The organism is Bacillus cereus group sp. MG20 (genome assembly GCF_040459885.1).
GTDB lineage: Bacteria > Bacillota > Bacilli > Bacillales > Bacillaceae_G > Bacillus_A > Bacillus_A cereus.
This window is the reverse complement of sequence record NZ_JARVHF010000001.1, coordinates 2,599,836-2,612,695: the sequence shown is the minus strand read 5'-3', so window position 1 is coordinate 2,612,695 and position 12,860 is coordinate 2,599,836. Positions and strand designations below refer to the sequence as shown.

Genomic DNA, 12,860 nt, shown 5'->3' with positions numbered 1-12,860 from the left:
GAAAAAAGAGAATAACGTTAAAGTGTGGTGTCTGAATGAATTTGTCAATTGCAGCATTAGAAAACATGAAATTAAAAGAGTTATACGAGCTTGCGAAAGAATTTAAGATTTCGTATTATAGCAAGTTAACGAAAAAAGAGTTAATCTTTTCTATTTTGAAAGCTCGAGCAGAAAAAGAAGGTTTCTTTTTCATGGAAGGCGTATTAGAAATTATTCAATCAGAAGGATTTGGATTCCTACGTCCTATCAACTATTCTCCAAGCTCAGAAGATATTTATATCTCAGCTTCGCAAATTCGTCGTTTCGATTTACGTAATGGAGACAAAGTTTCTGGTAAAGTACGACCTCCGAAAGAAAATGAACGCTATTTTGGGTTATTACAAGTTGAAGCTGTAAACGGAGATGATCCAGATTCAGCAAAAGAGCGTGTGCATTTCCCTGCATTAACACCATTATACCCAGATCGCCAAATGAAATTGGAAACGGAACCGAAAAAGTTACCGACACGTATCATGGATTTAATCGCACCAGTTGGATTTGGACAACGTGGTTTAATTGTTGCGCCTCCAAAGGCTGGTAAAACAAGTCTATTAAAAGAAATTGCACACAGTGTTACAACAAATCATCCAGAAGCAGAATTAATTGTGCTTTTAATTGATGAGCGTCCAGAGGAAGTAACAGACATTGAACGTTCTGTTAAGGGCGACGTTGTAAGTTCTACTTTTGATGAAGTACCAGAAAATCATATTAAAGTAGCTGAACTTGTGTTAGAACGTGCAATGCGTCTTGTAGAGCACAAAAAAGATGTTATCATTTTAATGGATAGTATTACCCGTTTAGCGCGAGCTTACAACCTCGTTATTCCGCCAAGTGGTAGAACATTATCGGGTGGTATCGACCCAGCGGCTTTCCATAGACCGAAGCGTTTCTTTGGAGCGGCACGTAATATTGAAGAAGGCGGTAGCTTAACAATTTTAGCAACAGCCCTTGTTGATACAGGATCTCGTATGGACGATGTTATTTACGAGGAATTTAAAGGAACTGGAAATATGGAACTTCACTTAGATCGTTCGTTAGCTGAACGTCGTATCTTCCCAGCGATTGATATTCGTCGTTCTGGTACACGTAAAGAAGATCTATTAATTCCAAAAGAGCATTTAGACAAGTTATGGGGCATTCGTAAAACAATGCGTGATACACCAGACTTTGTTGAAAGTTTCTTACGTAAGCTTCGTCAAACAAAGACAAACGAAGAATTTTTACAAAACATTGTTGCAGACTCGAAAAGATATGTAACAACTAAGTAAAGGGAAAAGATTGGGACTCGCTTATTTTATAGTAAGCGAGTTTTTTATGCCTTTTAGGTGATATTAAAGAGAGAAATAAGTGGGAGAACCTTAGCTGGTCAGAGCTGAGCGAGCCCCCGCCACTTTTAAGTTAATATCCAGCTCCAGCGGCTAGAATGGTAGGTGGCTTCGCGTCTTCCTACGAGGTAAAAAGCACCTCTACGTCAGAAGCTCCATCCCCCTCCCATTCTGAACGAGCCGCTTCTGCTTTTAAATTGTATCTAGTTCCGACGGCTAGCTCTTCGTGTCTAAGAACCTCCCGCACTAAAGGTAAAAAGCACCTTTTGTGCGAGAGAACCTTAGCCAGTCAGAGCTAAACGAGCCGTCTACACTTTAAATTTCAAAAGACAAAAACAGGTAGTTGCAAAATGAAGTTAGCCTTGTTATAATTTCATCATATGTGTTTCATCAATATAGTTGTGTATGCAGCTGAAGATGAAAAACTCTGTTTCGAAAATGATTCAGGGCGGAAGGAGATGAAAAGAATGAAAGCAGGAATTCACCCAGATTACAAGAAAGTTGTATTCATGGACACAAACACAGGCTTCAAATTCTTAAGCGGGTCTACTAAAGGCTCTAGCGAAACTGTTGAGTGGGAAGATGGTAACACTTATCCATTACTAAAAGTTGAGATCAGTTCTGATTCTCACCCATTCTACACTGGACGTCAGAAGTTTGCTACTGCAGACGGACGCGTTGATCGCTTCAATAAGAAATACGGTATCAAGTAATAAAAACATAAAACAGGCAAGTGTATGTATTCGCTTGTCTGTTTTTTTTGTGAAAATATTATACCTTTACCCTACTTTTAACTAAAAAGTAGATGAAAGGAGAGCTTCATGTACTTAATAAATCAAAATGGCTGGATTGAAGTGATTTGCGGTAGTATGTTTTCTGGTAAATCAGAAGAGTTAATCCGCCGTGTGCGCCGTACGCAATTTGCGAAACAACATGCAATTGTATTTAAACCATGTATTGATAATCGCTATAGTGAAGAAGACGTTGTATCACATAACGGATTAAAGGTAAAAGCAGTTCCTGTTTCAGCTTCAAAAGATATATTTGAACATATCACTGAAGATATGGATGTAATTGCAATCGATGAGGTACAATTCTTTGATGGGGACATTGTGGAAGTGGTGCAAGTATTGGCAAATCGTGGCTATCGTGTCATTGTAGCTGGTTTAGACCAAGATTTCCGTGGTCTACCATTTGGACAAGTTCCTCAGCTGATGGCGATTGCTGAACATGTAACAAAGCTACAAGCAGTATGTTCTGCATGTGGATCTCCGGCAAGTCGTACACAACGATTAATTGATGGAGAACCAGCGGCATTTGATGATCCGATTATTTTAGTTGGGGCTTCAGAATCGTATGAGCCACGCTGTCGTCATTGTCATGCAGTTCCTACAAACAAAGATAAGTAAAACTCGCTGCGCAAGGCGGGTTTTTTTCAGAATAGAGAGTGTGGTTGGTGTGAGCCGCTTACGCTTTTAAATATAATTTGCGTTTTTTTGAGTAAGTACCATATACTATTTGTATTAGATACTAGGATGTAGAGGTGAATGATGTGTTAGATCGTTTGCAAGCTGTAGAAAATCGTTATGAGAAGTTAAATGAATTGTTAAGTGACCCAGAGGTTATTAGCGATACAAATAAACTTCGTGAATATTCAAAGGAACAGTCTGATATACAGGAAACGGTAGAGGTGTATCGTGAGTATAAGGATGTTCGTGAGCAATTAAAAGATGCGAAAGCAATGTTAGAAGAGAAGTTAGACGCAGAAATGCGTGACATGGTAAAAGAAGAGGTTTCTGAGTTAGAATCACAAGAAAAAACGTTATCAGAACGTCTGAAAATTTTACTAGTTCCAAAGGACCCTAATGATGATAAGAACGTTATCGTTGAGGTTCGTGGGGCTGCTGGTGGCGACGAGGCCGCTTTATTTGCTGGTGACTTATACCGTATGTATAGCCGTTACGCTGAGGTACAGGGCTGGAAAACGGAGATTATCGAGGCTAGCTATACAGAGTTAGGTGGATATAAAGAGATTATCTTTATGATTAACGGTAAAGGTGCTTTCGCGAAGCTGAAATTCGAGAATGGTGCTCACCGTGTACAACGTGTTCCTGAAACGGAATCTGGTGGACGTATTCATACATCTACAGCAACTGTAGCTGTATTACCAGAGGCAGAGGAAGTAGAAATCGACATTCACGAGAAAGATGTTCGTGTTGATACATTCGCTTCTAGTGGTCCTGGTGGACAAAGTGTTAATACAACGATGTCAGCGGTACGTTTAACGCATTTACCGACTGGTGTAGTTGTATCTTGTCAGGATGAGAAATCACAAATTAAGAATAAAGAAAAAGCGATGAAAGTATTACGCGCACGTGTTTATGATAAGTTTAGACAAGAAGCACAAGCTGAATATGATCAAAACCGTAAACAAGCTGTTGGTACGGGTGATCGTTCAGAGCGTATTCGTACGTATAACTTCCCGCAAAACCGTGTTACAGACCATCGAATCGGTTTAACGATTCAAAAGCTAGATCAAATCTTACAAGGTAAGTTAGATGATTTCATCAATGCCTTAGTGATGGAAGATCAGGCTCAAAGGATGGAGGCAGCTGAGTAATGCGTGTCTATGAAGCCCTGAAATGGGCTTCTTCTTTTTTACAGGAAAATGGACGAGATGAAAATGCGGGAGAAATTGTCCTTTGTCATGTATTAAAGATGAACAGAACAGGATTACTTATGAATATGCGTGAAGAAATAAATGAGGAACAAGAGGCAAGCTTTACGGAGTTTATCCACAAGCATGTAGAAGGTATTCCTATTCAATATATGATTGGTTATGAAATGTTTTATGGCCGGTCGTTCTTTGTGAATGAAGAAGTATTAATACCAAGACCGGAAACAGAAGAGCTTATAGTAGGAGTATTAGAAAGAATTGAGCGCCATTTTGGCGACAAGGAACTACATGTAGCAGATATAGGCACAGGTAGTGGAGCGATTTCTATTACGCTTGCTTTAGAAAATAAAAATCTCCACGTATATACAGTAGATATTGCACAAGAGTCGATTGAAGTTGCAAAAGAAAATGCAAAAGCTTTAGGTGCAGAAGTAACGTTCTATCACGGTGATTTATTGTCACCATTTGATAAAACGGGTCAAAAGCTAGATGTTGTTGTTTCAAATCCTCCATATATACCGGAAGAGGATTGGCGTGGTCTTTCTCCTGTTGTGAAAGAGCATGAGCCGAAGAGAGCACTTGTTGGTGGAGAAGACGGATTAGATTTTTATCGCCGTTTTATGAAAGAATTGCCGAATGTGTTGCAGGAGAAAGCAATTGTAGCGTTTGAAATTGGAGTAGGACAAGGTGAGGATGTAAAAAGATTGTTACAACAAGCTTTTCCACATGCCCATGTCGAGGTTGTTTTTGATATTAACGGAAAAGACCGTATGGTATTTGCAGAGATGGAGTAAGGTTCACACCTTACTCTATTTTTTTGTGGGAAAATTCATATAGATTTTGAATTTAATAGTTTAGAAATATGAAAGTCTGTCCACACTGTTTGTAGAAGGGACGGTGGAGGAAATGAAAAAACAAGTTATTGCTTATCTTCTTATATTATTAATTGGTGCACAGTTACTTGTGCAGTTTGGATATATGAAAGCTGATGCGAAAGGGCCTTCAGTCATTCCGAAAGAGGCCGTTCGATTGCGAATTTTAGCAAATAGTGATTCAGATAAAGACCAGGCATTAAAGCGTAAAGTGCGTGATGAAGTAAAAGCACAAATTGATGGATGGGTAGCGGATTTAACTTCATTTGAAGAGGCACGCAAAGTAATTCAAAGTCATATTCCAGAAATCGAGAAAACGGTGGAAAATACGTTAAAAAGAGAAGGAAGTAAAGAATCATTTCAAGTGAAATTTAGTAAGAATGTAAAGTTTCCTACAAAGGTATATGGGAATTTTATTTATCCAGCAGGAGAATATGAAGCAGTATTGATCACAATTGGAGAAGGTGAAGGGGCGAACTGGTGGTGTGTATTATTTCCACCAATGTGTTTCTTAGATTTTTCGAGTGGGACGGCTGTAAGAAAAGAAGAGCACGTTGTGAAGGCGGAATCTCCTGAAGAGGAGCAGGTGAAACAACTAGATGAGGAAGTAGTAAATACAGAAGAGAAGAAAGTGGATAAGGTAAAAGAAACGAAAGTTATAAAACAGGAAGTGGTAAAAAAAGTAACATCTTCTGAAAAGAAAGTAGTAAAAAATGAAACAAAAGTTGAAGAGCAGCCTGTAAGTAAAGAAGAAACAAAAACTGTGGAAAAAGTGGAGAAACCTGTGGAGAAAAAACAAGAAAAGCAAAATGAGTATGTAAAAGTAGAAGAGGAAGAAGAAAAACCAGAAGTTAAATTGTTTATTGTAGAAGCTTTTACATCTTTATTCTCTAAATAGTACTATTGATAAATCCCTCCTCATATATAAAAATGAGGAGGGATTTATTATGAAGAAAGTGTATTTTGCTACGAAAGCAGATGTGGAAAGATTACATTCTTTTTTCGGACAAGCTAATAAAAAAGATGATAAAATAAATGAGTTGTACGCACAATTTATGATTTTGGAAGAGGCGGAAGAAATAAGAGCTGTAATTGGTTATGAACAAAGTGGGGAAGATGTACTTATTCGTTCTTGTTTATTCACACCTCATGTGGATAAACAGACTTTCTTATATTTTTTTGAAACGTTTTTGCAGTATATGAAAGAAAAAAGTGTTCAACAATTGTACTTACTAACAAATCATCCACAATCTGTACCGATCTTTCAGTTTTTTGACTTTTTTGCTATAGAAAAGGATGAGGTTCCAGAGGGAATTCAACAGCTAGAACATTTTTGTAAAAATATAAAAGAGCAGAATGCAATAATACTAAATTGTCAGCTATTCACAAAGTTATCCACGGATTAATTAGGTTTATCCACATTTTGTGGATAAACCTTGTTTGTCTTTTGGATAAATCTCATAGTAAACTAAAAATAGACAAGTATTTAAGGGTAGAAAAGGACGTGGAAAAAAATGCATACAAATATGTGGGTTGTGGATAATGTTGTGGAAAGAAAAAAATATTATCCACAGTTACAAGAAGCAGCAAAATTATTAAGAGAAAATGAGGCGGTTGCTTTCCCTACGGAAACAGTATATGGGTTAGGTGCAAACGCGATGGATGATGAAGCAATCGCGAAAATTTTCGAAGCGAAAGGAAGACCGAGTGATAATCCACTTATTGTCCACATAGGTACAAAATCTCAGTTAGATGGGATTGTGAAAGAAATTCCACCAGTTGCAGAGAAGTTAATGGCGCATTTTTGGCCAGGACCATTAACAATTATTTTGCCGAGAAAAGAAGGGATTTCAGAGAGGGTGACGGCGGGACTTAATACGGTTGGGGTAAGAATGCCTGATCATCCAGTTGCACTTGCTCTTATTGAAGAGGCGAATGTACCTGTTGCGGCACCAAGTGCGAATCGTTCAGGGCGTCCAAGTCCAACACTAGCTTCTCACGTATATGAAGATTTGAATGGGAAGATTGCAGGTATTGTTGATGGTGGTGCAACTGGAGTAGGCGTTGAATCAACAGTAATTGATTGTACAAGCACGGTTCCAACAATATTACGTCCAGGTGGGATTACGAAAGAACAATTAGAAGCGGTGATAGGTACCGTTTCTTTAGATCCAGCTTTAAAGGATGAGAAGGAAAAACCGAAATCACCTGGAATGAAATATACACATTATGCGCCGAAAGCACCACTTAGTATTGTTGAGGGCTCACGTGAGTTTATTCAGCATCTTGTGGATGAGAAAAAGGAAGAAGGATTTAAAGTAGGTGTATTAACGACGGAAGAGTATCAGCATGTATATAACGCAGATGTTATATTGTCTTGTGGTGTTCGAAGTGACTTAGCTAGCGTTGCGACTAAACTATATGATGTACTTAGAACATTTGATGCAAGTGAAGTGGATGTTATTTTTAGTGAGTCTTTCCCTAATGAAGGAATAGGAAATGCTATTATGAATCGTTTAACAAAAGCGGCAGGACATCATATTATTATTGAATGATAAGGTAAGGTTAGCAAACAGAATATTTCTCCTTGGATAAGCATATTGTGAAGTAGCACGTCCAAGGAGGGGCATGAATGACGTTTGAACAGCTAATACCTTTAATAATTATGGCATTCGCCTTAGGGATGGATGCGTTCTCGGTGAGTCTTGGTATGGGGATGATGCCCCTAAAGTTAAGACAAATCCTGTATATTGGTATGACGATAGGGATATTTCATATTATTATGCCGTTTATAGGAATGGTACTAGGTCGTTTTTTATCAGAGAAATATGGAGATATTGCACATTTTGCGGGTGCTATTTTATTAATCGGACTAGGTTTTTATATCGTATATTCGACCATTTTACAAAATGAAGAGACTAGAACTGCCCCTATTGGAATTAGCTTATTCGTATTTGCATTTGGCGTTAGTATAGATAGTTTCTCAGTAGGGCTTAGTCTTGGTATTTATGGGGCACAAACAATCATTACAATATTACTTTTTGGATTTGTTAGCATGTTATTAGCATGGATTGGTCTATTAATTGGGAGACATGCGAAAGATATGCTCGGTACATATGGCGAGATAGTAGGTGGCATCATTTTGGTTGGATTTGGATTATATATCCTTTTTCCTATATAATTTTATGTAGGAGGGAATTATGAACAAGCTATTGGAATGGTACGTTAAGTTTTTAACCTTCTTTCCTCGATGGCTAAGAATACTTATAATTTGGGGTATTATTTTGCAAATTTCGATGTTAGGTTGGATTAAGTTAATTCGTGAATGGTGAGATGGTTCCTTTCTGTGAATATTTTGTTTGTACTATATTTATTGCACTAAAAATTACAGATATAGAAAGGATGAGATGAATGACGAGATTGAAGCAAGTTTTTGGTGTTATTATTAGTTTTTTTGTTTTTTGGTTTAGTATGCTCGGTGTACAAATGTTTGCTGAGTTTTTAGATATTGAGTCATTGAAATTTGTTGCGGGAAAGACTGAGGCGGCGCGTGCCTTTTACTCTCCGTACCCGTTTTTAATTGTTTTTCTTATTACACTGCTTTCCCTATACTTCTTCGTAATTAAGCTAGGGAAACCGAAAAAAGAAAAACTGCCTACTTTAGAGGAAAAGAAGGAAGAATTACAATGATAAAAATCCCCTGCTAAAAAGCAGGGGATTTTTATGTTTGAGTGATGGCAGGAATCGATTCTGAGCGAGCCGCTTCCGCTTTTAGATATTATCCAGTTCCAGCGGCTAGAATGGTCGGTGGCTTCGCGTCTTCCTGCGAGGCAAAAAGCGCCTCTACGTCAGAAGCTCCATCCCCCTCCCATTCTGAGCGAGCCGCTTCTGCTTTTAGATATTATCCAGTTCCAGTGGCCGGCTCTTCGCATCTAAGAACCTCCCGCACGAAAGGTAAAAAGCACCTTTTGTGCGAGAGAACCTTAGCTGGTCAGAGCTAAACGGGCCACTTCCACTTTTAAACTGGCCTAACCAATTCAAATTGTTCTCCTAATTTTGCATAGTTGTGTCCTGCTAGGCGGCTTATTGGTTTGAGTCCTTCTGCGTGAATGCGCCCTTTTTCATATAGATGTTCGGCAACGTGGAAACGAACGACGCGTCCAATTAGTAGATCACAAGCTGGTGAGTCTTCTGTTCCACCAAGTGGAATTGCACGTTCTAATACGCATTCCATTCGAATATTTGCTTCTTTTACACCTGGAACGGAGATAACTTCACTTTCAATTGGTGTTAGTTTTGCTAGTTCAATTTCACTTTCATTTGGCGGGAGATTAGCTGCTGTTTCATTAATTGCTGCTACATATGATTCGTCAGAAATATGTACGACAAATTCACCTTTTTCAATTGCGTTTCGGGAAGTGTCCTTTCTTTCTCCGGCTTTTCGTTGTACAGATACTGAGATAAGTGGTGGATTAGCAGCGACAATATTAAAATAACTATATGGTGCGCCGTTTAATACACCGTCTTTTGTTAAAGAAGTAACGAATGCGACAGGGCGAGGGATGATACTTCCAGTAAGTAATTTGTAATTATCTTTTTCAGTTTGTTCATTTGGATTAATGGATAACATGCTTGTAATCCCCTTTCTAAATATGAATACTTATTGTTTGTTTACAAGATAACGATGAGAAAATCCTGCTGGAAATAATATTTTGTTTCATAAAAAGAACTTACTTCAATTGTAATGAAGTAAGTTCTTTTTCAAGAATCTCAAATCTGAGATAAAAATTAAAGTAAAACGTATGCGCCAGGTCCGATTAAAGCTACACCAACAGCAACAGCGATTAACATTAAGTTATATTCATATCCATTTTGTGTTACCCAGTAACCATTTTTTCCGTGAACAGTGAAGATAGCCATTAACATTGTTCCAACGATAAATAATGAACCAACTACAATGAAAATACCTGATGCGAATAAGAAACCACCTAGTAATTCAGTTGCGCCAGCCATAAATGCCATAAATACACCAGGGCGTAAACCGATTGACTCCATCCAGCCACCTGTTCCTTTTAAACCGTAACCGCCGAACCAACCAAATAATTTTTGAGCGCCATGACCCATGAATGTAATTCCTATAATAAGACGAATAATAAGTAGACCGAAATCCATCATTTTTAAAAACCTCCTAAAAATTATTAACTTACCTTACGTAAGTAATAATAAAATAGTTACTTACTTTAGTCAAGTGGATTTTGAAAAAAGTTTGAATTAAATTTTACAAATTAACAACAAAAAATAAAATGTGGTAAAGACCTCTAGACAAGTTGGGCAAAAAAAGAGAAAATATAAATAGAAGTTAACTTCTTATTGTTATTCAGACAATCAGAATTGACTGGAATTTTGTGAAGCGCTACAATAAGAGTCTATTAGTAATGACGTAATTTATTTCGAAAGCGTTTTTACAGTATAATATTCGAAGTATGAAGTCTTACATGTATCCCGAGCTTTACTAGGGATTGCCCTATAAACTTTTAGGTAAATTATAAGGAGGACTATCCTATGTTTAAAAAATTATTCGGTCTTGGTTCAAAAACAAATGAAGAAACAATCGTAGCTCCATTAACTGGAGCAGTGAAAAATATTGAAGAAGTACCAGATCCAGTATTCGCTGGTCGTATGATGGGTGACGGTGTTGCAATCGATCCTACTGAAGGTGTAGTTGTATCTCCAGTTGATGGTGAAATCGTACAATTATTCCACACAAAACATGCTATCGGAATTAAAGCGAAAAACGGCACAGAAATTTTAATCCACGTTGGATTAGAAACTGTAAAAATGGAAGGCGAAGGTTTCGAAGCTCACGTTTCTGAAGGCCAAGCTGTAAAAGCTGGAGATAAATTAATCTCATTCGACTTAGAATTAATCCGTGAAAAAGCGAAAAGCACAATTACTCCAATCGTTATTACAAACACAGATGCAGCTGAGTCTATTAAGACAACTGTAGGCGTAACAGCTACAAAAGGTTCAACAGAAGTAATGAAAGTTACAATGAAATAATTGCTGTATAAGAGGAATCCGTTTCGTATGAAATGGATTCCTTATTTTTGTTGCATATTCAGTAGGTATGTTAAAATACTCTGGGCACTTGGAAATAGGGTTTCACATATATGTGGATAAGGCGCATTTTTCTTAGAAAAAATATAAGAGAAATGCGCCTTTTGTATATTCACATTTCTTTTGTTCTATTCTAATGTAAGTTATGATGAGTGGTAAGAAATCGAATATAGGGGTGGGTTTGGATGAAACGAGTATTATTTGTTTGTACTGGCAATACATGTCGTAGCCCAATGGCTGAGGCGTTGCTTCGTCATCACGGAGGAGATAGGTTTGAAGTACAATCTGCCGGTGTTTTCGCCTATCCTGGGAGCGATGCATCGGTACATGCGAAGGAAGCTTTAGCTGAAAAAGGGATTTCAATTGACCATACCGCGCAGCAAGTAAACGAAACTTTGCTTGATTGGGCTGATATTGTCATAACGATGACAGAAAATCATAAACAAATTGTACTTGGGCATTATCCGAGTATTGAAAAGAAATTGAATACGTTATATGGATTAACTGAAGGTATAGGCAAGGACATTTCAGATCCATTTGGAGGCTCGCTTTCTATTTATAAAGAAACGTTAGATGAGATGGAAAAACTTGTACAAACTTTACTGAAAAAACATTCGGTAGGTTGATGTTTCGTGTATAATACGATATTGGAGATCACTTCGTCCTATTGAGGTAGCGAGTGTGAAATGAAGATAATTGATTGAAACTTTGGAGGGGTAAAAATGAAAGTAGTAATAGCATCTGATCACGGCGGTATGAATATCCGCAAAGAACTTGTAAATTTATTAGAAGAGTTAAATATTGAATATATTGATTTAGGTTGTGAATGTGAAGCTGGTTCTGTTGATTACCCTGACTTTGCGTTTCCAGCAGCTGAAATGGTAGCGAATGGTGAAGTGGATCGTGGTATTTTAGTTTGTGGGACAGGCATTGGTATGTCAATCGCAGCAAACAAAGTAAATGGTATCCGTTGTGCGTTAGTTCATGATACTTTCAGCGCGAAAGCAACGAGAGAGCATAATGACACTAACATGCTAGCAATGGGCGAGCGTGTAATTGGTGCTGGTCTAGCGCGTGATATCGCGAAAATCTGGTTAACAACTGACTATGAAGGTGGTCGTCACGAAAACCGCGTAGGAAAAATTAAAACATACGAAACAAAGTAATACATTCTAACTATCAGTAGTGTGAAATATAATTTGGTGAACCAACCTGTGAAAGGAAGAGGCGTAATGACAGAAATCGTAAAGGTAAGAGAACAGCTACAAATGTCGCTTTCTGATTTCCAAGAACAAGCTTCATTACAAAGCGGTCAAATTTTTGTAGTGGGTTGTAGCACGAGCGAAGTGCTAGGCGAAAGAATTGGAACATCAGGAACGATGGAAGTAGCAGAGGCGATTTTTTCTGAGTTAAAACAATTTCAAGAGCAAACAGGTATTGAATTAGCGTTTCAATGTTGTGAGCATTTAAACCGTGCTTTAGTGGTTGAGAGAGAAGTAGCGATAAAATATCAATTTGAAATTGTAACAGTTACGCCTGTTAGATCAGCAGGTGGTGCATTGGGAACATATGCGTATCACAATTTGAAAGATCCGGTAGTAGTTGAGTTTATTAAAGCAGATGCAGGAATGGATATTGGTGATACGTTTATTGGTATGCATTTAAAACATGTAGCTGTTCCGGTTCGTACAAGTGTGAAGGCAATTGGAAGTGCACATGTAACGATGGCTAAAACACGTGGAAAACTAATAGGTGGAGCACGTGCTGTTTACGCGGTGGCGGAAGAGACTACCACTTGCAGTTAAATATGAGAAATTAGGAAGTCATATA

General features: G+C 37.9%; 17 protein-coding genes. 15 read left to right on the top strand and 2 right to left on the bottom strand.

What is annotated here, in order from left to right; translation table 11 throughout:
* Positions 1–35 precede the first annotated feature (35 nt).
* From rho to QCI81_RS13435, 11 genes are all read left to right on the top strand, one after another.
* Positions 36–1,307: a transcription termination factor Rho gene (gene rho / locus QCI81_RS13485; protein ID WP_001053903.1), complete on the top strand. Its 1,272-nt coding sequence runs from the start codon at positions 36–38 to the stop codon at positions 1,305–1,307.
* A 524-nt stretch (positions 1,308–1,831) separates the two neighbouring features.
* The gene (locus tag QCI81_RS13480; protein ID WP_000643435.1) at positions 1,832–2,077 is read left to right on the top strand and encodes a type B 50S ribosomal protein L31; all 246 of its coding nucleotides are present in this window, start codon (positions 1,832–1,834) and stop codon (positions 2,075–2,077) included.
* 108 nt (positions 2,078–2,185) lie between these two features.
* On the top strand, positions 2,186–2,773 hold the full coding sequence (locus QCI81_RS13475) for a thymidine kinase (RefSeq protein WP_000280851.1): 588 nt from the start codon (positions 2,186–2,188) through the stop codon (positions 2,771–2,773).
* 143 nt (positions 2,774–2,916) lie between these two features.
* Positions 2,917–3,984 (top strand): peptide chain release factor 1, encoded by a 1,068-nt coding sequence (prfA, locus tag QCI81_RS13470; protein WP_000887066.1) that lies wholly within the window; start codon positions 2,917–2,919, stop codon positions 3,982–3,984.
* Positions 3,984–4,835 carry a peptide chain release factor N(5)-glutamine methyltransferase gene (gene prmC, locus QCI81_RS13465; protein WP_023523566.1) on the top strand — a complete coding sequence of 284 codons (852 nt, stop codon included), beginning with the start codon at positions 3,984–3,986 and terminating at the stop codon, positions 4,833–4,835. The genes prfA and prmC overlap by 1 nt, the downstream gene beginning before the upstream one ends.
* Positions 4,836–4,947: 112 nt before the next feature.
* Positions 4,948–5,811, top strand: coding sequence for a stage II sporulation protein R (gene spoIIR / locus QCI81_RS13460; RefSeq protein WP_043924870.1), 864 nt, complete (start codon positions 4,948–4,950; stop codon positions 5,809–5,811).
* Between the two features lie 49 nt (positions 5,812–5,860).
* The gene (locus QCI81_RS13455; RefSeq protein ID WP_000758441.1) at positions 5,861–6,319 is read left to right on the top strand and encodes a GNAT family N-acetyltransferase; all 459 of its coding nucleotides are present in this window, start codon (positions 5,861–5,863) and stop codon (positions 6,317–6,319) included.
* A 108-nt stretch (positions 6,320–6,427) separates the two neighbouring features.
* Positions 6,428–7,468: an L-threonylcarbamoyladenylate synthase gene (locus QCI81_RS13450; protein ID WP_000557356.1), complete on the top strand. Its 1,041-nt coding sequence runs from the start codon at positions 6,428–6,430 to the stop codon at positions 7,466–7,468.
* Between the two features lie 77 nt (positions 7,469–7,545).
* Positions 7,546–8,094 carry a manganese efflux pump MntP gene (locus QCI81_RS13445; RefSeq protein ID WP_000142475.1) on the top strand — a complete coding sequence of 183 codons (549 nt, stop codon included), beginning with the start codon at positions 7,546–7,548 and terminating at the stop codon, positions 8,092–8,094.
* 19 nt (positions 8,095–8,113) lie between these two features.
* Positions 8,114–8,245, top strand: coding sequence for a hypothetical protein (locus QCI81_RS13440; protein ID WP_023523564.1), 132 nt, complete (start codon positions 8,114–8,116; stop codon positions 8,243–8,245).
* Between the two features lie 79 nt (positions 8,246–8,324).
* On the top strand, positions 8,325–8,603 hold the full coding sequence (locus QCI81_RS13435; protein ID WP_023523563.1) for a DUF3935 domain-containing protein: 279 nt from the start codon (positions 8,325–8,327) through the stop codon (positions 8,601–8,603).
* A gap of 328 nt (positions 8,604–8,931) precedes the next feature.
* On the opposite strand, the gene QCI81_RS13430 is transcribed toward QCI81_RS13435, so the two are convergent.
* Together QCI81_RS13430 and QCI81_RS13425 are read right to left on the bottom strand one after the other, a co-directional pair.
* Entirely contained in the window at positions 8,932–9,543 is a 612-nt protein-coding gene (locus QCI81_RS13430; RefSeq protein ID WP_000949046.1) for a flavin reductase family protein, read from the bottom strand.
* A gap of 158 nt (positions 9,544–9,701) precedes the next feature.
* Positions 9,702–10,088, bottom strand: coding sequence for a DoxX family protein (locus tag QCI81_RS13425; RefSeq protein ID WP_000968616.1), 387 nt, complete (start codon positions 10,086–10,088; stop codon positions 9,702–9,704).
* Positions 10,089–10,475: 387 nt separating this feature from the next.
* Between QCI81_RS13425 and QCI81_RS13420 the strand changes: the two genes are divergently transcribed.
* The 4 genes from QCI81_RS13420 (at position 10,476) to QCI81_RS13405 (ending at position 12,835) form a co-directional block, all read left to right on the top strand.
* Positions 10,476–10,973: a PTS sugar transporter subunit IIA gene (locus tag QCI81_RS13420; RefSeq protein WP_000473666.1), complete on the top strand. Its 498-nt coding sequence runs from the start codon at positions 10,476–10,478 to the stop codon at positions 10,971–10,973.
* 242 nt (positions 10,974–11,215) lie between these two features.
* Positions 11,216–11,656 carry a low molecular weight protein arginine phosphatase gene (locus tag QCI81_RS13415; RefSeq protein ID WP_097961431.1) on the top strand — a complete coding sequence of 147 codons (441 nt, stop codon included), beginning with the start codon at positions 11,216–11,218 and terminating at the stop codon, positions 11,654–11,656.
* A gap of 96 nt (positions 11,657–11,752) precedes the next feature.
* The gene (gene rpiB, locus QCI81_RS13410; protein ID WP_000869538.1) at positions 11,753–12,196 is read left to right on the top strand and encodes a ribose 5-phosphate isomerase B; all 444 of its coding nucleotides are present in this window, start codon (positions 11,753–11,755) and stop codon (positions 12,194–12,196) included.
* A gap of 66 nt (positions 12,197–12,262) precedes the next feature.
* Complete coding sequence (locus QCI81_RS13405; protein WP_000136377.1) at positions 12,263–12,835, top strand: TIGR01440 family protein; 573 nt, start codon at positions 12,263–12,265, stop codon at positions 12,833–12,835.
* The last annotated feature ends 25 nt before the right edge of the window (positions 12,836–12,860 follow it).